This is a genomic window from Pseudoalteromonas sp. PSi26, assembly GCF_054960575.1.
This window is the reverse complement of sequence record NZ_JBHNYT010000013.1, coordinates 114966-134993: the sequence shown is the minus strand read 5'-3', so window position 1 is coordinate 134993 and position 20028 is coordinate 114966. Positions and strand designations below refer to the sequence as shown.

The following is a 20028-nucleotide window of genomic DNA, read 5'->3' as shown; positions in this document are numbered from 1 at the left end:
GATGATAGTGTAGCATTTGCTATGTGAAAGTAGGACATTACCAGGCTTCAAATTGTAGAAAGCCCGACTAGTAATAGTCGGGCTTTTTTACGTCTACAGGAAAGTAAATACGACAAATAAAGCTCACTTATCCACAGCTCATCATGTAGATCGGGCGAGCGAAGCGACACTTAAAATACACCGATAATAATTACAATGTTCTTATTTCACTAGCTTGGTTACGCGCTACTACGGTATTAGGCATTACACTTTTAGTGACTAACGAACCCGCGGCAACTAATGCGTTATCGCCAATGGTAACACCCGCGCTAATCCATACGTTGTTACCTATTGTATGGTTGCTGCAAGCGGGCGAGCTAAAACATAGACTACTTACGTTTATTGATGTCCACACGCCTATTATTGTTGTAGCATCAAACAATGAACTATTAGAAAAGCTTAAATCAAACGTAGAAGAAGTACCCGTACGTGGTGTCATTATTTACGTATTCGCAGATAAAGATTCATACTGTGAGCCAGATGGCGCAATACGTGTAATCAACGTAAACCGCACCGACGATATTATTACGCCAATTGCTTACACTCAGTTATTACAGTTACTGTCGTACCTCGTACGCTAACTAAAGGCACTGACGTTGACCAACCGCTTAACTTGTTGAGTAAAATTAAAAGGTTTGTAATTATTTGTACTACAAATTAATTGTCGCCGTAAACGACTTCGTTCACCCAAATACACACCTAAAACAGGCGCCTTGTGGTTTTTGCACGTAAATTAAATCGCCACCGTGGTTGAGCATTATTTGCCGAGAGAGGCTAAGGCCAATGCCGGAGCCTTGTTGTTTGGTGGTAAAAAATGGCACGAAGATCATATCTATCACATGCTCACTGATACCTGGGCCGTTGTCGTTGATTTCTATATAAAGTTGCTGACTAGTGTTTTGTGCCAAGCTAATTTCGATCCTTGGTTGAACGGCATTCTCAACGCTGTACTTTTGGCTACTCTTTAGTACTTCAAGTGCATTTTTTATTAAGTTTACTAATACCTGTTCTATTTGGCTGCTATCAAGCATTACTAACTGCTGATTTTTAATCGACAGTTCAATATGGGTGTGTTGAACGCGTGCTTGTTGTTGATGTAAAGCGACAATACGCGTTAGCATATCGGCTAAATTTGCCGGTGTTAAATTGGGTTTAGGTAAGCTGCTAACTTGGCGAAAACGAGCAATAAAATCCCCTAAATGAGCAGTTCTTGATGCTAACGTGTTTAGTGCAAGTTGTAAGTCTTGTTTATCTTCAAGCTCATCGAAACATAGCTCTTTTGGCAGTAAATTGCTACAAGTATCAGCTAGCGATGAAAGTGGCGTAATGGAGTTAGCAATTTCGTGAGTGAGCACTTTAGTTAAGCGTTTATACGCTTGTTGTTCTTTAAGTTGTAATTGGTCGTGAATTGATTGTAGGCTCACTACACGACGAACTTTACCTTGAATTTCGGCGATACTAAGTTGAATTGAAAGGGTGTCGTGCTGCTCGCCATTTTGCCAGTAGGAGGTGCTGCGAAGATTATGACTGGCGTTTAAGATTAACTCACCTACAGTCCCTAACTCATGTAAATGTCGAAAACTCTTCCCCAGCAATTTACTAACGGCTGGATTTGATTCGATCACCTCGCCGTTGTCATCACATACCATAACAGCTAAATCAACATGGATGAGCAAAGCTTGTAGAAACTGTGCTTGTTGCTCGGCATTAAAACGTGCCGTTTGCATTTGCGTTTTTACTTGTTCAAATTGCTTAAGCATTGGGTGTTTTTGACCAAGCCCCAAGGTGCTGTCGCCATTGGCTAAGGCTCGGATCACCATTTCAGCTTGTTTTTGTTGGCGCTTAAACAGCGTAAAAATATGCGCTATTAGCGCCGCTGCGACTAGCATCATTAATAATGTCGTCGCTGAAAAACCATACTTTTGCAATACATAGCTAAGCAACGCACTAACACTTATAAGTGCGATAATATTAAATGAAAGTAATAAATTAGCTCGCATGATTATAGCCCGTACTTTTCAAGGCGGCGGTACATGGCACCACGGGTTAAACCCAGTGCTTTGGCTGCATGACTCACATTACCTTGATGGTGCTTAAGTGCTGCGCGAACTGTGCGTTGTTCGAGTATGTCTAAATCAAAGGTGTCGTACTGTAGCTGATTGTTTATATCCTCTGTACTTTGACTCGCAGAATGAGCGCTAGGTGCTGCGCTATTACCTACAACTGAGGTTATATCGAGTGTATCCCCTTCAGTTAATATAACCGCACGCTCTATAGCGTGAGCCAATTCACGTACATTACCTGGCCACGCGTATTGGCAAAGCGCACTCATATCATCATCGCTAATGGTTAAGCTGCGTTTATATTTTTGCGCAAAGTGTTTTAGGTAGTAATTAGCTAATAATGGAATGTCATCGCTGCGCTCCCGTAATGCCGGAAGGCGAATTTCAACGGTGTTTATCCGATACAATAAATCTTGACGAAAACGCCCCTCTGCGACGGCTTGATCAAGGTTGTCGTTAGTGGCGCAAATAAGGCGAATATCTATATCAACGGCTTTACTGCTGCCAACGGGCGTTATTTGTCTATTTTGCAGTGCAGCCAGTAATTTGGCTTGATGCTCTAAGGGTAAATTACCCAGTTCATCTAAAAATAAACTGCCACCGTGGGCAAGCTCAAATTTACCAATTCGATCGCTTTTTGCATCGGTAAACGCGCCTTTTTTGTGGCCGAAAAGTTCGCTTTCAAATAAATTCTGCGCTACTGCACCCATATCTAAACTCATAAAGGTTTGATTATGGCGCATACTTGCTTGATGAATGGCGTGTGCGGTCAACTCCTTCCCTGTGCCACTTTCACCGGTTATTAATATGTTGGCATCAGTTTGTGCTGCTTTTTCTATAGTACTAAACACCTGCTGCATCGCATTGCTTTGACCTAAAAACTCAAAGTTAGGCGTGTTTAAGGCTTGGTTTAACCCTTGTTTTTGCCGCGTTAATTTGCTCACTTGCTGTTTGTCTTTGGCGTGTGAAAATGCGGCAGCAACTGCGCCAAGTAATTGCTCGTTTTGCCAAGGCTTGGCAATAAAATCAGAGGCCCCAGCTTTAATTGCATCTACGGCTAATTGAATATCGCCGTAAGCGGTCATTAATAAAACAACGATATTAGCGTCTTGTTCGATAATTTTTTTGAGCCAATAAAAGCCTTCTTTGCCACTGATTGAGTCTTGGGTAAAGTTCATATCAAGCAGTATTACGTCAACGGGCTGCTCGAGCTTGCGTTGCTCGTTAATGATGCCTGCAATGTTAAATGGATTGCCTGTGGTTTTAACACTTTGATAATGCTGTTTTAGTAATAAACGTGCTGCAATGAGAATGTCTAGGTTGTCATCAACAATTAGAAGAGAGCCTGTGTGTTTCATATTTTTTATTCTTATAGAGTTTTATTTAGCCTAAAACAAAAAGGGGACAGTGTCCAAAAATGGACGTTTATAAAATAACAAAGTGTTCTATTAGCGGACACTACAAATATGTGAACAATCAAACTAAACATTAACAGTTTGAATTTATTGGTTAAATAAAACTGGCACAGCGTTTGTAATAACTATCGGTAATTAGTTTATTAAACCTGTATCAAGGTAGTCGACATGGACAAAAAAATAGAACGCTCATTTACGCAAAAGTATTTAAAAAAATTTACTTTTGCAGCTCTTACTTTAGGTGTTGCTGCGGCTGCATATGGTTTTACGCAAAGCAGTGATATAGGCCGTAGCCAAAATATCGAGCGTAGTGGTTTAACGGTTAGCACGGTTAAACAAGGTGCCTTTAAAGATGCCTTAAGCTTACGCGGTCAAGTTGTGCCAAAAACCAGTATTTATCTCGATACCATTGCTGGTGGTCAAGTGGAAGAGCGATTAGTCGAGCAAGGTGAATATGTTGAGAAAGGCCAACCGCTCGTGCGCCTAAGCAATACTAACCTACAACTGGATGTAATGAGCCGTGAAGCACAAGTTACCGAGCAGCTTAACTTTTTACGTAATACGCAAATGACCATGGAAACCAGCCGGTTAAACTTACGCCGTGACTTATTAGAAATCGAATTAAAAATTACCCATTTAACACGTAGATTAAAACAAACTAAACCTTTGGTTAAAAGTGGCGTATTGGCGCAAGACCAACTAGCTGAGCTTGAAGAAGATTTAAATTATTACCAAGCCCGTAAAGAGCTCACCCTTGAGCGCCAAAAGCAAGAAAATTCAATCCGTGAGGTGCAAGTAGCGCAGTTGTCAGACAGCGCTAAAATGCTCGAAAAAAATCTGCAATTTGCGCGTCGAAATCTCGATAATTTATTAATCAAAGCGCCTGTTTCAGGTTATTTAAGCGAACTTGATGTGGAAATTGGCGAATCTAAAAACAGTGGTGCGCGGTTAGGCCAAATAGATATTCCTAATGAATATAAATTAGTGGTGCGCATGGATGAATTTTATTTAAACCAAGTGCAGCGTGACATGGCGGTAATGATTGAGCTCGAAAGCGGCACGGTGAATGCAAAAGTGAGCAAAATCGATAGCCGCGTACAGCAGTCACAATTTCAAATTGAAGTTGATTTACCCAGTAACACTAAAAGCATTAAGCGCGGCCAAAGCATTGATATTGAGTTAATGCTAGGGGATGACAATAACAATGCCTTACTACTTAAACGCGGGGCTTTTTTTACTAACTCGGGCGGTAACTGGGTTTATGTAATCGAGCAAGGCGGTGATAAAGCAGTGCGCCGTGATATTCGCCTAGGCAAAAAGAATCAACACTATTTTGAAGTGCTTGAAGGGCTAAACGCTGGGGATAAAGTGATTACCTCTAGCTACAGTAACTTTGACAAAGCACAGCAACTACAATTTTAAGGATAATAACAATGATCAAACTAACTAATTTAAGCCGCGTATTTCGTACTCAAGATGTTGAAACAACAGCGCTGAGTAATATTAACTTAACTGTAAACGAAGGCGATTTTTTAGCGATAATGGGGCCATCTGGCTGTGGTAAGTCAACGCTGCTTTCTATTTTGGGTATGCTTGATTCACCGACCTCAGGCAACTTTGATTTTGCGGGAACTGACATTGCAGGCTATAGCGAAAAGCAACTAGCAGAGCTACGTAAAGATTCAATTGGCTTTGTATTTCAAAGCTTTAACCTGATTGATGAGCTAACAGTTTATGAAAACGTAGAGTTGCCATTGCAGTATCAAAAAATATCAAAAAGTGAGCGTAAGCAACGCGTAGAAACCATTTTAAAGCGCGTGGGTATTGATCACCGCGGCGAGCATTTACCACAGCAACTATCGGGTGGTCAGCAGCAGCGGGTAGCCGTTGCGCGTGCATTAGTGATTAATCCCAAACTAATTTTAGCCGACGAGCCAACCGGTAACCTCGATTCTAAAAACGGTGATGAAGTGATGGCGATGCTACGCGAATTAAACCGTGAAGGCACTACGGTTATTATGGTGACTCACTCAGAAAAAGAGGGTGCCTATGCTGATCGCTTAGTGCGCCTATTGGATGGCCAAGTGATGCTTGACAAAGCAAATATTGCGCAGCAAGCCGTTGTTGAGGTTACTTAATATGTTTATTAATTATTTAGTCACTGCTTTAAGATCATTTAAGCAACAAAAACAGCACTTTATCCTAAACCTTTTAGGGTTAAGTATTGGCTTAGCTGCGGCTATTTTAGTGGCACTATTTGCACAAAACGAGCTATCGTACGATAGTCAGCAGCCTCACGCTGAACGTGTTTACCGTGTAGGCCAAGATTTCTCAAGATTGGGCTTATCAGTCATTCCTATTTTTAATTATTCTCAAGCGGCAAAAGCCACTGAATATAGTCAAGTTGAAGAAGTGTTTGGTTTGACGATGGTATCGCTGACTCGAGAAGCTATGGTTGACGTGCAGTACCTGGATCAGGGTTTTAAACTTAATGACTTGTATGGGGCAACGCCAAATATTGAGAACTTTATCAATATAAACACATTGGCAGGGGATTTAAAAAATGCAATGAGTACACCTGAGAGCTTGGCTCTAAGTGAATCTGAAGCACTGCGAATTTTCGGTACAATAAATGTTATTGGTAACACGCTACAGCACGAACAAGGGCAATATACTGTACGGGCGGTGTTTGCAGATTTACCAAGCAATACTCACTTTGCATTTAAAAACCTCGTATATGTAAAACATGATCCAAATAACCTGATGGTTAATAGCAGTTATGTTTATATACGTTTGGCGCCGCAAGCAGATCCAAAAGCACTCGCTGATACACTGTCTAAACAGTACTTCAATGGGCAAATGGCGGGTCAAATTGCCATTGAGTTACACCCATTACTAGACTTACATTTTACAGCAAAATCGCCATTTGAAATGAAAGCAGGCGGCGCAAAGCAAGTTGTAACGATTTGTGCCGGGTTGAGCGTGTTACTTATTTTGATTGCTGGCTTTAACTTTATCAATATGACAGTAGCGCAGTCTGCAAAGCGCGCCAAAGAAGTAGGGGTGCGCAAAGCACTTGGCGCAAGTAAGGTGCAGTTAGTAACACAGTTTTTAGCTGAATCTACTTTGGTTGCTCTATTGTCTATGATTATTGCCTGTGTGTTAGTGGAACTGTTATTGCCAAGCTTTAACCAGCTAGTCGATCGTGAACTGATAGTGAGTTATTTTTCAGCCTTTGGTTTGGGCATTATGGCTGTGGTTATTGCTGTAGGCATACTTGCAGGTTTGTACCCGGCATTGTTTATCTCATCATTTAGCGCAAAACGAGTGTTAAGTGGCGATTTACAACGCGGTAATACGGCCATTTGGGTACGTAAATGCTTATTGACCTTGCAAGCATCATTGGCAATCGGTTTGATCATTGCATCAGTTACGTTATTAAAACAATTATCTCATTTACAAAGCCTTCCTTTAGGCTATCAAACGCAGCAACGCTTAGTGGTTTCAGAGTTGCCGGTGCAATCGGTATTTACGCAGCAGCCTAGCGCACTAATTAATCGCTTGACGGCTATAGATGGTGTAGAGCAAGCAACGGTTATTGATACCCGTTTAACCGTTTCAATTAATAATACATTACAGCCCACTTGGCCCAATGGTGAATCTTCAGGTGGAATAACCCCAGTGATAGGTTCTGGTTTTGATGTTGTAAAAGGGCTAGGCCTTACGCTTATTGCTGGTAGAGACTTTAGCCGTGAGTTTTCCTCAGACTGGGCGACGCGAGCAAACGGGGTTACAACAGTAGGTACAATTATTACAGAAACCGTTGCCAAGCAGGCTGGTTATAGCAATGTAGCTGATATTATTGGACAAAAAATTAAAGACACAGGGCGTAATGTGGATATGCAAGTTGTTGGTGTTGTAAAAGATGTAAAGGTTGGTAATGCACAAGATGCGAATTCTAACATTATGTTTTTATGTGGTTATAACTATTTAACACCAGTATCTGAAGTAATTTTAACCGTGAACGTGCAAAACCTCCCTGCTATAAAACAAGCAGTGATTACAGCTTTAGCTGAAGTGTCTAATATTTATGAGCCAAAAATAAACCTGCTAGCTGAAAACTATAAAGCGGTATTAAAAGGTGATGAGCGTGTTTCTCTTGTCGTACTTATATTTACTGGCCTTGCAGTGTTCTTAACTTGCTTAGGTACTTTTGGTTTAGCTTCATTTGCCACGATTCGTCGCCAAAAAGAAGTCGCTGTACGCAAAGTACTTGGCGCATCACGCATCAGCATAATGAATCTACTGGCAAAAGAGTTTTTAATTTTAGTGCTAGGAAGTGTAGCCATAGCATACCCGCTAACTTATTGGCTGGTGGGTGACTGGCTTGCTAATTTTAACGAGCGTGTTGATCAAGCTCTTTGGGTTTATCTAATTGCTGCTCTAAGTGTTGCTGCGATCACTTGGCTCACGGTTGCAAGCCTCGCCTTTAAAGCTGCCAGTACACGGCCATCGCTTACTTTACGTTATGAATAATAAAAAGTGATTTTAGGTGAAAATATTAACGCTGCCAAAGTATCGAGTTAAATTTTGGCAGCGATTAACAAGCTGAAAAGGATGATCATTTTGGAACAATTAATTACCTCAATAAGAATAAAAGCGACTCGATTATTTTGGCCCCACTTTGTTAGTTATAGTGCTGGGTTAGCAGCAGTTATATTGCTGGCTTTGTTTGTAAAACATGAGCTTTCTTATGATAGTAATCAGCCGGATAAACAGCGGGTTTATAGGGCGCACGTAGATTTTACAAGTTTTGGTTTCGATACATTAATGCCGATGCGGGATTTAGCTGTGGCGCAAGCACTGCTAAACGATACTGATGTCGAAGATGTATTCGGTTTAATACCGGCTGAATTTATGGGGTATGTAGGTCACCACTTTAATACAGAAGTAAGTCATGTAGGCACAAGTAATGGTGACACTAATGTGAAGCTAAAAAACGTTTATTTTGCTTCAAATAATTTATCGAAATTTATTAACCTAGATGTGACGCGTGGTGCTATCGATGTGGTATTAAATACGCCTAATCAACTCGCGATCAGTGAGTCTGAAGCGATCAGGCTGTTTGCTGGTACTGATGTGATAGGTAAGCGGCTAAGTGCCAATGAACAAAACTACACAATTGGCGCTGTATTTAAAGATTTACCTGCGCAAACTCACTTTGCGTTTGACGTACTCACAGCCTTTCCTGCAACACTTAAAAAACAACCCCATGGTTACGTTTATATAAAAACAGCAGTCGACACAGATATTGCAGCGCTTGAAAATAAGTTGTTTGAACAGTATTTGACAACAAAGTCAGCTGAGCACAAAACAGTGCAATATAAATTAATTAATATCACTGATATTTATTTAAAAGGTCGCTCCACTTATGAAATGAAAGCGCCTGGGTCGCTCACTGCGGTGGCTATTGCGTGCGGGCTTATTTTCATTATTTTTTTACAAATAACCTGTAATTTTATCAACTTTAATTTAGTCAGTGTGGGCAGGGCTGCTAAGCAAATAGCGATTAAAAAGGCGATTGGTGCCAGTCGAGGTCAATTGTTTCGGCTGTTTGTAGTTGAATCAATTGTGCTCACTGGTTTTGCCGTAGTGTTATCTTTGGCATTTGTGGAGTTGAGTCATGATTATTTTAACCAGCTAGTTGAGTCGCATATCTCGTTTGTGCTTGATAAATCAATGGTGTTGATGGCTATTTTGATAACTTGTGTAATAGGTATATTTAATGGCATATATGCAGGCTTAGTGGTTGCAAATGTTGATGTAAAACTCTTAGTAAGAACACATTATCAGTATCATTTGGGGTTACTGGTCAAAGGTATACTGAGCTTTCAAGCAGGTTTAGCCACTTTCATATTTATTGTATTTGTTATTGCTCAGTTGCAGCTTGAGTTTGTTGCGAATATGGATGTGGGCTATCAAACCCAAAATAGACTCATTGTTAAAAACATTCCAACTACACAACTTTTTGATAAAGATAATACACGCGTAATATCAGCAATTGCCGATTTACCAGGCGTTGCTTCGCTCAGTGCAACCGACATAAACCTGACTGAACAAGTGCGCGGCGGTGTGCAACTAACTTGGCCTAATGGGCAGGTAGTTGATGGGGTTGCTCCTTCAGTGGTAACAAGCTTTGATGTGGTTGAAGCATTGGGGCTTAAGCTGTTAGCGGGTAGAGATTTTAATCGCGACTTTCAAAGTGATTGGTTTGAAAAGCAGCCGGATGGCTCTGAACACGTTGCGTTAATTGTAACTGAGTCAATGGTGAATTTAGCTGGGTATGAGTCTATGCAGCAAGTGATTGGTATGACGCTTAGTAATGGTGATGCTAACTTAAGTGCCACGGTTGTTGGTGTTGTCGCTGACGTGAAAGTTGGCTCGGCTAAACATAAAATGACACCGCTTTCTTTTAACCTAGGTCGAAACTACTTGCCAAATGGTCATGGCAATATTGTTATAAAGCTAAGTGATAACGCTTCATTTACGGATTTAAAAAGGCAGATCCCTGCTTTATTAAAATCGCGCTTTGCCATTCTTGATGTGGAAGTGAATAGTTTTGAGGATGATTATGCAAAAAATTATAAAAATGAGCTTAGGGTAATAACCTTATCAAAATGGTTATTAGTTTTGAGCACAGCGCTAACCGTTATTAGCCTTGCCGTATTGGTATCTCAAACGGTGCTTTCGAAGCAAAAAGAGTTGGCGATTAAAAAGGTCTTGGGGGCAACAATCACTCAGTTGGTAACAGCAGTGAGTGTGTCTTATTTAAAACTTGTGTCATTGAGTTTAGTAATAAGTATACCGCTCGCTTATTGGTTAACAGATAATTGGCTAAATAGTTTTAATGACCGCATAGGGCAACCTATTTGGGTTTATGCTTTAGCTGCATTAGTTGTTGCTGCGATTACTTGGTTCACGGTTGCGAGCCTTGCTTTTAAAGCCGCCAGCACAAGGCCATCACTTGTTTTACGCAATGAGTAGTTAGTAAAATTAGTTACGATCTGTCAACTAAGGCCTTTCGTTTACCGAAAGGCTTTTTCTATATTATTGTCGCCGTAAACGACGACCTACAATATATAATTAAATATCTTTAATTTTCACCGCAGGATTGCCAGCAACAACAGTGTTCGGAGCCACACTTTTGATTACTACTGATCCTGCGCCCACGACAGCATTATCGCCAATGGTAACGCCAGCTAACACGATAACTCCCGCGCCAATCCATACGTTGTTACCTATTGTAATGGTTGATGCAAAGTTTTCTTTATTGAGTCGCTGTGTAGGGTTAACAGCATGAGAAACCGCTAATAGTTGAACGTTCGGCCCTATTAAGCAGTCATCACCAATGCTTATAGCCCCCTCACTAATTGGAGCATCTAATACCGTACAGTTAATATTTATGAAGCTACGATCACCAATAGTTATTTGATTACCATAATCGCAATGAAAACCTGATTCTATAATTACCCCTTCACCGCATTGAGCGAATCGCTCTTTAATACGTTTAAAATTACCTTTACTGGGGCTTTTATTAAATAAGCGGCAAATTTCGTGCACAGTTTTACGCTGCGCTAGATTCTCTTTACTAATACTATTAAATGACTGCATATCAATTTTGTTTAACTTAAATAATGGTGCCTAGCTTAACCTACTTTAAGCATGATGATAATTTGAATAAAACTGCTTTATTTTTATGCATTCACTTGCCATTTATTATGTTTCGTTTAAAATCCCCTAACTTTCGAAACGAAACTTAATGGCAGTTACTTAATGACCAAACGAAACACCCAGCAACGCCGTCATCTGATCCTTAACCAAGTAAATGAGCTTGGTGAAGTGGCTGTTGAGACTCTTGCTGAACAGTTTCAAACATCAGAAGTAACCATTCGAAAAGACTTAACCGCGCTTGAGAAAAGTGGCTTGTTGCTGCGCCGTTATGGTGGAGCTATTGCGCTACCAAAAGAGATAGTAAGCGATGAGATCGATTCTAAGCGAAAAGTAGCAATAGCTAAGGCTGCAGCTGCACTTATAAAAGATCATAACCGCATTATTATTGATAGCGGGCGCACTACGGCCGCTATGATCCCAGAGCTTGCAAATAAGCGCGGGTTAGTTGTAATGACCAACGCGATTAAAGTGGCGAGCCGTTTACTTTCACTTGAGAACGAACCAACACTTTTGATGACCGGTGGTACATGGGATCCGCATTCTGAGTCGTTTCAGGGGCAAGTTGCCGAAAACGTATTATGCTCTTATGACTTCGATCAATTATTTATTGGTGCTGACGGCATAGATGTAAAACGTGGCACGACTACCTTTAATGAGTTAGTTGGCTTAAGCCAAGTAATGGCAAAGGCCGCCCGTGAAGTAATAGTAATGGTTGAATCAGATAAGATTGGCCGAAAAATACCAAATTTAGAATTACCGTGGAAAATAGTAACCACTTTAATAACCGATACTGGCTTAGCAGACGATAAACGCAAAGCGATAGAGGCGTGTGGTGTAAAACTAATTTGTGCAGAGATTATTGGATAGTAACTACAAAGCGAGTTACTAGAATTAAAAAATTAATGGAGACACTATGTGTGGAATAGTTGGGGCAGTTGCAGAACGTCCAGTAAATAAAATTTTAGTTGAAGGCCTTAAACGTCTTGAATACCGTGGCTACGACTCTGCAGGTGTAGCGCTATTAGAAGGCTCTACGCTAAATACTGTAAAAGCAGTAGGTAAAGTAGTAAACGTAGAAGCTGCACTTGAGAAAGCAGGCGTTAGCGGCCATACAGGTATTGCACACACACGCTGGGCAACACACGGTAGCGTTACTGAAGAAAACGCCCACCCGCATGTATCCAATAACCAGCTGGCACTTGTGCATAACGGTATTATTGAAAACCACGCAACCCTACGTGCATCGCTTAAAGAAGAAGGCTACGAGTTCCTATCTGAAACCGATACCGAAGTAATGGTGCACTTAATTCATAAGCTTCGTAAGCAACACACTACGTTACTTGCATCTGTTCAAGCCGCGGTTAAGCAATTTGAAGGTGCGTTTGGTACGGTTGTATTTGATAAAGCGAACGACAACGAAATCATCGTAGCGCGCTCAGGTAGCCCACTTGTAATAGGTTTAGGCCTTGGCGAAAACTTTATTGCGTCTGATCAGTTAGCACTATTACCAGTTACACGTAGCTTCATCTTTTTAGAAGAAGGCGACGTAGCCCGCATTACACGTGACACTGTTGAAATTTTTGATGAAAATGGCGACGCTGTAGAGCGCGAAGTTATTGAATCAAATATCACGCAAGACGCTTCAGGCAAGGGCGACTACCGCCACTACATGCTAAAAGAAATTTACGAGCAACCACTTGCGGTACGCAATACCCTTGAAGGGCGTTTAAACGACGACCGCGTAGCAATTGACGCCTTTGGCGACAGCGCTCAGCAAATATTTAAAGATGTAAAACACGTACAAATTATTGCCTGTGGTACGTCATACCACTCAGGTATGGTTGCTCGTTACTGGCTTGAGCAATTTGCAGGTGTTAGCTGTAACGTAGAAATTGCTTCTGAGTTTCGTTACCGCCAATCGTATGTACACGAAAACAGCCTACTTGTGACTATTTCACAATCGGGTGAAACTGCCGATACGCTAGCTGCGTTACGCCTAGCTAAAGAGCAAGGTTACATGGCCTCAATGACTATTTGTAACGTACCAGGCTCATCGCTTGTACGCGAATCAGACCTAGCCTTTATGACTAAAGCGGGCGCTGAAATTGGTGTAGCTTCTACTAAAGCATTTACAACACAATTAGTTGGTTTGTTAATGCTTACTGCGTCTATAGCTCAAGAAAAGCAGCTTGATCAAAGTGCCATTGTAAATGCTATAAAAGTACTTCCTGCTAAGCTTGAAGAAACATTACTGCTTGCTGATGGCATTGCAGACCTTGCAGAAGAGTTTGCCGACAAACATCACTCACTGTTTTTAGGTCGTGGCTCGCAATACCCAATTGCAATGGAAGGTGCGCTTAAACTTAAAGAGATTTCGTACATTCACGCAGAAGCCTACGCAGCGGGCGAGCTTAAACATGGGCCACTTGCACTTATTGATGCCGACATGCCAATTATTGTTGTAGCACCAAACAATGAGCTATTAGAAAAGCTTAAATCAAACGTAGAAGAAGTACGTGCACGTGGCGGCATTATTTACGTATTCGCAGATAAAGATTCACACTTTGAGTCAGACGACACAATGCGTGTAATCAACGTAAACCACACTGACGACATTATTGCGCCAATTGTTTACACATTGCCATTACAGTTACTGTCGTACTACGTAGCGGTAATTAAAGGTACTGACGTTGACCAGCCACGTAACTTAGCTAAATCGGTTACGGTTGAGTAAAATCAATAAGTTATTGTTTGTTAGTTAAAACTAAAAAGGCGCTCAATGCGCCTTTTTTTGTACCTCAAAGCCTGTTAGATTAAATAACACACTATTTTATAAAGGATTAGTAATGCGTTTATTAGCCGTTATTTGTTTTGTTAGCTTTTTTGCTTTTAGTTCACAAAATGCCAGTGCACAACCTGGCACTAAACAGCAAAGTGCAGATTACTCTCAGTTCATGCACTCTATTAATTCAGCAGTTTTAAACGAAGAACGCAAAGTTGTAGTCCAGCTTCCAAAGAGTTATCAAGCTAATCCAAACAAAGTTTATCCGGTCATTTATCGCCTTGATGGCGCGGGTAACATACCGCTCATAAGTGCTGTGATGGAGCGATTACAAAATGATAATCGTGCGCCAGAGGTCATTATTGTCGCTATTGAAAACACCAATCGCTTAAGAGATTTATACCCCACAGTTAATAAAGAACCACAAGGCCCGGTAGGTGAAGGCGGTGGCGCAGCAAAGTTTTTAGCATTTATTGAGCAAGAGCTTATGCCCTTGATTAATAAAAGTTACCGTACGCACAATTATAATGTGATTGCAGGAGCGTCTGCGGCAGGCGTGTTTTCGCTTTATACAATGCAAGCTCACCCTGAGCTTTTCCAAGCACACATTGCTTACAGCCCTGCTGTTTGGTGGAACTATGGTGCATCGGTAAAAGCGACTAAGTCGTTTATCAATAAATCAAAAGCTCTGAATAACTATGTTTATATAAATATAGGCGAAGAAGCAGGCATAATGCGTGAGCGATACAATGAGTTGCAGCAAGCTTTGCAATCTAATAACTTGCCCAATTTACGCTTTTTCAGTGATGCGTTTGATGGCATCTCGCATGGCTTAACCTCTGCAGCTGGCGTATTTAATGCCTATTACAACTTATTTTTACCTAAGCAAATGCCAATCAGTGCTTTAACTGACGATGTAACCTCTATTGATGCATATTATCAAACATTATCTCAACAATGGGGCGAGCAAGTAACACCTCCAGAGAGGGCTGTTAGGCAACTTGGTTACAATCTAGTAAATATGCAGCAATATGAGCGTGCTGTGGCAGTATTTAAGCATAATGTTAAGCATCACCCACAATCTGTTGATGCACTATGGGGGTTAGGCTATGGCTATGAGGTACAAGGTAATATACAACAGGCACTTATTAAAATAGAAGCGGCTTTAAATGTAGTAGATACCAAATACCCCTATTTAGATGCCTTAAAAGAGACTAAAAGTAGATTACAAATACAGTTAAATAAAATGCAGTAATGTAAAAGGACAAAGCGTAGGTGTGGCCTGCGCTTACAGTTACCTTTACAACACGCAGCGGTTACCTATAAAAACATTTAAATCACTAATCCCTACTTAATAAGCGCTAAATACGCTAAAATTACAGGCTACTTTTTAGCAATAAGCCCGTAATAAATATGACCTCAGCCACAAGCCCTAGTACCTTTAACGATCTTGGCCTTATTCCAGAGCTACAAGCTCGTTTAACCGATTTGGAATACAGCCAACCTACGCCAATTCAAGCTAAGGCGATTCCAAGTGTACTTGCTGGTAGCGATTTAATTGCGGGGGCAAATACTGGCTCAGGTAAAACAGCGACGTTTGCTTTGCCTATGCTACAAACGCTATTTTTAGCGCAAGGTGCTAAAAAAGCAGCAAGCAAAGGTAATTTTGTAACTGGGCTTATTTTGGTACCTACCCGTGAGCTTGCAACACAAGTGGCCGATAGCGTTAAATCGTATTCTGCTAACTTAAATGGCGCCATTAAAACGGTGGCGGTGTTTGGTGGTGTGTCGGTTAATACACAAATGCAGGCACTGCGCGGCGGCGCCGATATTATTGTTGCAACGCCTGGGCGTTTACTCGATTTAATCTCAAGCAATGCGATTAAGCTCGATAAAGTAACAACCTTAGTGCTTGATGAAGCCGACCGCATGTTAAGTCTTGGCTTTACTGAAGAGCTTGCTGAGTTATTAGCGTTAATGCCTGCTAAAAAACAAACAATGTTGTTTTCAGCAACCTTTCCAGAGCAAGTCACACAATTAACGCAAGAGCTGTTAACTAACCCTGTTGAAATACAAGTTCAAAGTAAAGACGAAAGCACGCTTGTACAGCGCGTATTTACGGTTAATAAAGGCGAAAAAACCACGGTTTTAGCGCATTTAATTAAAGAGCATAAATGGCGCCAAGCACTTATTTTTGTAAACGCTAAAAAAGACTGTGAGCACTTAGCGGGCAAGCTTGAAAAGCGTGGTATTAACGCACAAGTATTTCATGGTGATAAAGGCCAAAGTGAGCGTACTCGCGTAATTGAAAAATTTAAAGCGGGCGAAATAGAAGTACTTATTGCCACCGATATAGCAGCTCGTGGTTTAGATATTGCCAAACTGCCTGTTGTGATTAACTTTAACTTACCGCGCAGCCCCGCTGATTACATGCACCGTATTGGCCGAAGCGGCCGTGCTGGTGAAGTGGGTTTAGCGTTATCACTGATTGATTATGAAGACTTTCATCACTTTAAAATAATAGAAAAGAAAAACAAACTTCGCTTAGAGCGTGAAGAAGTAACCGGTTTTGCAGTTAACCAAGTAAATCTTGATGCAGCACAAGCACTTAAAAACGACAAGCCAATGGCAAAGCCTGAAGGCACAGGTAAGAAAAAGAAGAAAAACAAAGTTAACCCAGAAGATGATGCATGGAGTGGTTGGCGAAACCGTTCTAAGTAAGGTTTTATAGTCACTTTATATTAGGCAGTTACCTTTATGAGGCGCTGCCTTCTTTACTGTTTGGGCAAATATAAGTGTAGCTGTAGTTTATAAAGGGAAATTAAGTGAATTTACCAACCAAATGGCTATTGCTGCTTTGTGTATTAACTTGTTTTAAATTAAGTGCAAATACGCCATATGAAATTCCTAGAAGTAGCGTTATTCAGCTAACAGAACCTTCTAGTAAGCGTGTTTACCCTGTTTTTATTCAGCTCCCTAAGTCATATAAAAATAAGCCAGATAAAACATATCCAGTTATTTATTTAACCGATGCGCCGTATACCTTCCCTATAGTGGCAGGGGCTACACGGTTTCCTATGGATAGCGGCAAAATGCAGCAGGCAATTATTGTTGCCATTGGTTATGAAAAAGGGTCTATTGGATCTGCCAGTCGAATTAGAGACTACACACCTACCTTTGCAAAGGATTGGAAAAAACAAACAGGTAATGCGCAAGGGCACATTAAGTTTATTAAAAACACCGTGTTTCCTTATATTGAGCAAAACTACCGAGCAAGTCACACACAAAAAACCTACATAGGTAACTCGCTAGGCGGCTTATTTGGTGTCACTGTTTTATTTACAGAACCCGATTTATTTAGCCATTATATCATTGGTAGCCCGTCTGTTTGGTTTGATAGCAACGCAATTTTAGCGCTACAAGCAAATAAACCTAAAGTGACTACAAAGGTTTATATATCGGTGGGAGCAAAGGAAATCCCAGCTTTTGGTGAAGGGCAAAATATGGTTGAGGGTGCCAAGCTATTGGTACAAAAAATTAATGCACTTAACAGTGACAACATACAATTAAAAAGTGTTGTTATTGAGGGGGCGAGCCATGCAACCGCATTTCCTACTACTGCAATACAAGGGCTTGATTGGGTGTTGGGAATAACACCAATCGACTCAAATATTTAATCATTCTAGCGTGCTAAATAGAGCGCTAACAGCGTTATGAATTTCTCATGCAGAACAACTACATGTCGATATTTATGCCTTGTTATCACGCTATTTATCTGTCGCTATAAATGCCTAATAACTTAACACGATTGGTGCAGCCAATAAGTCCTAAAGGGCACTAAAAGCTTAAGCGCTTTCAAGTTCCTGTTTCCAGTTTACCAGCACTTCAATAAACTCTGGGCCTATACCACAGCAACCCCCAATAACAGTTGCACCCAGAGCGTGCCACTTCTTTGCAAAGCCTAGGTATTCTGAAGGTGAAATATCACGATACGCTTGCGAGCCTTGATTGGCTTGATAGTCATGGGCAATAGGCGTAAAGCCGTTTGCAAAGGCGCCCAAAGCCACGGTTTTATTAAGCTTCGATAATACCTTATTAGTATCTATTAAGGCTTGTTCTATTACTTCGGGGATCGAGCAATTAAATAAAATACCTGCAACATTGTGATCAAGCAGTTCAGTTACGGCGTCAGTTACAAATTCGCCTGAGCGCAGGGTTGCTACTTCGCTAACTTCATCATTTAAGGTAAATGCGTAATAGCATGGTTTGTTTGAATTTTTAAATACGCTTGCCATTACTTGTGCTTCTTCAATGCTAGAAATAGTTTCGCCAATCCATAAATCTACATACTCGTTTTGTGCTTCGTAAAGTGTATTTAAAATAGTAAAACCACGCTTACGTTCAAATAGCTCCGGGCGGTAAGAGCCAAATACCGGAGGAAGCGAACCTGCTACCAGTATATTTTTATTTGCACTTTGAGCCGCTTTTTTTGCAATGATTGCAGCTTGATCAGCAAGCGCGGCACCTTGTGAATTATAAAGCGCTTCGCCTAAATGAAACGGTACACAGGCGTAACTATTTACAGTAATTACTTCAGCGCCAGCATCTATAAACCCAGAGTGTGCTTGAGTAACAAAGTGTGGCGCTTCTATAAGTGCCTGTGCACTCCAAAGAGGTTGCGTAAACGGAGCGCCAATGCGTTTAAGTTCGCGGCCCATGCCACCATCTAAAATAATTACTTTTTTCATAATTAGCTTCCGCTGTTCTATACAATATGACGTCATTCAAGCATGTTTTGCTTAAAAATATAGTGAAACTTCATCAGGTTTAACATGAAAATAGCTCAATACTTTTTAATAGACACAAAAAAAGCGACTGCCCAAAGGAGTCGCTTACTTTTAAATAAGGTTTAACTTATTTGTAAAACGCTTCTACCTTACCTTTTACTTTCATAAGTAATGGCTGGCCGCGGCGATCTAACGCTTTAGGTGCTGCTACTTTAATCCAACCTTCGCTAATGCTGTACTCTTCAACGTCAAAACGTTCTTTGCCATTTAGTGTAATACCAATTTCATGTTCAAACACTTCTTCTACATAAAATTTGCTGCGTGGATTAATAGAAAGTTGATCTGGTAATTCAGGTTTATTTGTATCAGTCATAATAGGGATCTGCATAGAATATATTGTGCGCTATTGTAGGCAATACAGGAGTTATGCTCAAGCAAGACTGAAATAAATGTTTGAAGGGATTTTACTAATACTTATAAGAGGTAATTAAGGGGGTAATAAATGCGTTAAATAACGCATTTATTTAAAACATGTTAAATGCTAACAATGTTCTCAGCCTGTGGGCCTTTTTGACCTTGAGTAACAGTAAACTGTACACGTTGGCCTTCAGCAAGGGTTTTAAAACCGTCGCCAGAGATTGCGCTGAAATGTGCAAACACATCAGGGCCAGACTCTTGCTCGATAAAACCAAAACCTTTTGCTTCGTTAAACCATTTTACTGAACCAGTAGTTGTAGTAGACATAATATGTATCCTAAAAAATTAATATAAGTGTGCCTGAAAAGAGGCGATTGAGCCGGAAAAAATAGTTAACTTGAGGATAACGCGCAAGATTATTACTAAAACAACGGGGTACTAACAAATAAAACAAAACTTCTTTCAAACTAGTATTCAAAATGGGTTATTGCTAACCCATTTAATTGTTTAGCAATTAGATGCTAACAATGTTCTCAGCCTGTGGGCCTTTTTGACCTTGAGTAACAGTAAACTGTACACGTTGGCCTTCAGCAAGGGTTTTAAAACCGTCGCCAGAGATTGCGCTGAAATGTGCAAACACATCAGGGCCAGACTCTTGCTCGATAAAACCAAAACCTTTTGCTTCATTAAAAAATTTAACTGTACCAGTTGTTGTATTAGACATAATAGATCCTAAAAATAAATAAAAGTGTGCCCTAAATAGGCAATTTAACAGGAAGAAAACGTGCATTTAA

At 40.6% G+C, this 20028-nt stretch carries 16 protein-coding genes and 1 pseudogene; 10 read left to right on the top strand and 7 right to left on the bottom strand.

What is annotated here, in order from left to right:
• Positions 1-347: 347 nt before the first annotated feature.
• Positions 348-700: pseudogene (locus ACFI34_RS14545) on the top strand (glutamine--fructose-6-phosphate transaminase (isomerizing)); the annotation flags it as partial.
• Positions 701-722: 22 nt separating this feature from the next.
• Here the strand turns inward: ACFI34_RS14545 and ACFI34_RS14540 are convergent.
• Both ACFI34_RS14540 and ACFI34_RS14535 read right to left on the bottom strand, forming a co-directional pair.
• Positions 723-2039: a sensor histidine kinase gene (locus ACFI34_RS14540; protein ID WP_462673999.1), complete on the bottom strand. Its 1317-nt coding sequence runs from the start codon at positions 2037-2039 to the stop codon at positions 723-725.
• A 2-nt stretch (positions 2040-2041) separates the two neighbouring features.
• Positions 2042-3460, bottom strand: coding sequence for a sigma-54-dependent transcriptional regulator (locus ACFI34_RS14535; protein ID WP_462673998.1), 1419 nt, complete (start codon positions 3458-3460; stop codon positions 2042-2044).
• Positions 3461-3685: 225 nt separating this feature from the next.
• Here ACFI34_RS14535 and ACFI34_RS14530 point away from each other — a divergent pair, with 225 nt between their 5' ends.
• The 4 genes from ACFI34_RS14530 to ACFI34_RS14515 all read left to right on the top strand — a co-directional run bounded on the left by ACFI34_RS14530 (position 3686) and on the right by ACFI34_RS14515 (position 10561).
• Positions 3686-4939 carry an efflux RND transporter periplasmic adaptor subunit gene (locus tag ACFI34_RS14530; protein ID WP_462673997.1) on the top strand — a complete coding sequence of 418 codons (1254 nt, stop codon included), beginning with the start codon at positions 3686-3688 and terminating at the stop codon, positions 4937-4939.
• Positions 4940-4950: 11 nt separating this feature from the next.
• Entirely contained in the window at positions 4951-5655 is a 705-nt protein-coding gene (locus ACFI34_RS14525; RefSeq protein WP_462673996.1) for an ABC transporter ATP-binding protein, read from the top strand.
• A gap of 1 nt (position 5656) precedes the next feature.
• Positions 5657-8053: an ABC transporter permease gene (locus ACFI34_RS14520; protein WP_462673995.1), complete on the top strand. Its 2397-nt coding sequence runs from the start codon at positions 5657-5659 to the stop codon at positions 8051-8053.
• Positions 8054-8143: 90 nt separating this feature from the next.
• On the top strand, positions 8144-10561 hold the full coding sequence (locus tag ACFI34_RS14515; protein WP_462673994.1) for an ABC transporter permease: 2418 nt from the start codon (positions 8144-8146) through the stop codon (positions 10559-10561).
• A 99-nt stretch (positions 10562-10660) separates the two neighbouring features.
• Here the strand turns inward: ACFI34_RS14515 and ACFI34_RS14510 are convergent, their stop codons facing one another.
• Positions 10661-11188 carry a sugar O-acetyltransferase gene (locus ACFI34_RS14510; protein WP_462673993.1) on the bottom strand — a complete coding sequence of 176 codons (528 nt, stop codon included), beginning with the start codon at positions 11186-11188 and terminating at the stop codon, positions 10661-10663.
• Positions 11189-11350: 162 nt separating this feature from the next.
• On the opposite strand from ACFI34_RS14510, the gene ACFI34_RS14505 reads away from it, so the two are divergent.
• From ACFI34_RS14505 to ACFI34_RS14485, 5 genes are all read left to right on the top strand, one after another.
• Entirely contained in the window at positions 11351-12115 is a 765-nt protein-coding gene (locus ACFI34_RS14505) for a DeoR/GlpR family DNA-binding transcription regulator (protein WP_462673992.1), read from the top strand.
• A gap of 46 nt (positions 12116-12161) precedes the next feature.
• Positions 12162-13982: a glutamine--fructose-6-phosphate transaminase (isomerizing) gene (gene glmS / locus ACFI34_RS14500; RefSeq protein WP_462673991.1), complete on the top strand. Its 1821-nt coding sequence runs from the start codon at positions 12162-12164 to the stop codon at positions 13980-13982.
• Between the two features lie 112 nt (positions 13983-14094).
• On the top strand, positions 14095-15285 hold the full coding sequence (locus ACFI34_RS14495) for an alpha/beta hydrolase-fold protein (protein ID WP_462673990.1): 1191 nt from the start codon (positions 14095-14097) through the stop codon (positions 15283-15285).
• Positions 15286-15443: 158 nt separating this feature from the next.
• Positions 15444-16751, top strand: coding sequence for a DEAD/DEAH box helicase (locus ACFI34_RS14490; protein ID WP_462673989.1), 1308 nt, complete (start codon positions 15444-15446; stop codon positions 16749-16751).
• A 104-nt stretch (positions 16752-16855) separates the two neighbouring features.
• Positions 16856-17707: an alpha/beta hydrolase gene (locus tag ACFI34_RS14485; protein ID WP_462673988.1), complete on the top strand. Its 852-nt coding sequence runs from the start codon at positions 16856-16858 to the stop codon at positions 17705-17707.
• Positions 17708-17875: 168 nt separating this feature from the next.
• On the opposite strand, the gene ACFI34_RS14480 is transcribed toward ACFI34_RS14485, so the two are convergent.
• The 4 genes from ACFI34_RS14480 to ACFI34_RS14465 all read right to left on the bottom strand — a co-directional run bounded on the left by ACFI34_RS14480 (position 17876) and on the right by ACFI34_RS14465 (position 19958).
• Positions 17876-18778: a homocysteine S-methyltransferase family protein gene (locus tag ACFI34_RS14480; RefSeq protein ID WP_462673987.1), complete on the bottom strand. Its 903-nt coding sequence runs from the start codon at positions 18776-18778 to the stop codon at positions 17876-17878.
• 166 nt (positions 18779-18944) lie between these two features.
• The gene (locus tag ACFI34_RS14475; RefSeq protein ID WP_006792550.1) at positions 18945-19190 is read right to left on the bottom strand and encodes a DUF3297 family protein; all 246 of its coding nucleotides are present in this window, start codon (positions 19188-19190) and stop codon (positions 18945-18947) included.
• 161 nt (positions 19191-19351) lie between these two features.
• A complete protein-coding gene (locus ACFI34_RS14470; RefSeq protein ID WP_006792549.1) occupies positions 19352-19561 on the bottom strand; it encodes a cold-shock protein in 210 nt (69 codons plus the stop codon).
• A gap of 187 nt (positions 19562-19748) precedes the next feature.
• Complete coding sequence (locus tag ACFI34_RS14465; protein WP_006792548.1) at positions 19749-19958, bottom strand: cold-shock protein; 210 nt, start codon at positions 19956-19958, stop codon at positions 19749-19751.
• Positions 19959-20028: the final 70 nt, after the last annotated feature.

Excerpts from the sequence above, each read along its gene's own strand:
- ACFI34_RS14540 (WP_462673999.1), bottom strand. The coding sequence starts at position 2,039 with ATGCGAGCTAATTTATTACTTTCATTTAATATTATCGCACTTATAAGT.
- ACFI34_RS14535 (WP_462673998.1), bottom strand. The coding sequence starts at position 3,460 with ATGAAACACACAGGCTCTCTTCTAATTGTTGATGACAACCTAGACATT.
- ACFI34_RS14530 (WP_462673997.1), top strand. The coding sequence starts at position 3,686 with ATGGACAAAAAAATAGAACGCTCATTTACGCAAAAGTATTTAAAAAAA.
- ACFI34_RS14525 (WP_462673996.1), top strand. The coding sequence starts at position 4,951 with ATGATCAAACTAACTAATTTAAGCCGCGTATTTCGTACTCAAGATGTT.
- ACFI34_RS14520 (WP_462673995.1), top strand. The coding sequence starts at position 5,657 with ATGTTTATTAATTATTTAGTCACTGCTTTAAGATCATTTAAGCAACAA.
- ACFI34_RS14510 (WP_462673993.1), bottom strand. The coding sequence starts at position 11,188 with ATGCAGTCATTTAATAGTATTAGTAAAGAGAATCTAGCGCAGCGTAAA.
- ACFI34_RS14505 (WP_462673992.1), top strand. The coding sequence starts at position 11,351 with ATGACCAAACGAAACACCCAGCAACGCCGTCATCTGATCCTTAACCAA.
- glmS (WP_462673991.1), top strand. The coding sequence starts at position 12,162 with ATGTGTGGAATAGTTGGGGCAGTTGCAGAACGTCCAGTAAATAAAATT.
- ACFI34_RS14495 (WP_462673990.1), top strand. The coding sequence starts at position 14,095 with ATGCGTTTATTAGCCGTTATTTGTTTTGTTAGCTTTTTTGCTTTTAGT.
- ACFI34_RS14490 (WP_462673989.1), top strand. The coding sequence starts at position 15,444 with ATGACCTCAGCCACAAGCCCTAGTACCTTTAACGATCTTGGCCTTATT.
- ACFI34_RS14480 (WP_462673987.1), bottom strand. The coding sequence starts at position 18,778 with ATGAAAAAAGTAATTATTTTAGATGGTGGCATGGGCCGCGAACTTAAA.
- ACFI34_RS14475 (WP_006792550.1), bottom strand. The coding sequence starts at position 19,190 with ATGACTGATACAAATAAACCTGAATTACCAGATCAACTTTCTATTAAT.
- ACFI34_RS14470 (WP_006792549.1), bottom strand. The coding sequence starts at position 19,561 with ATGTCTACTACAACTACTGGTTCAGTAAAATGGTTTAACGAAGCAAAA.
- ACFI34_RS14465 (WP_006792548.1), bottom strand. The coding sequence starts at position 19,958 with ATGTCTAATACAACAACTGGTACAGTTAAATTTTTTAATGAAGCAAAA.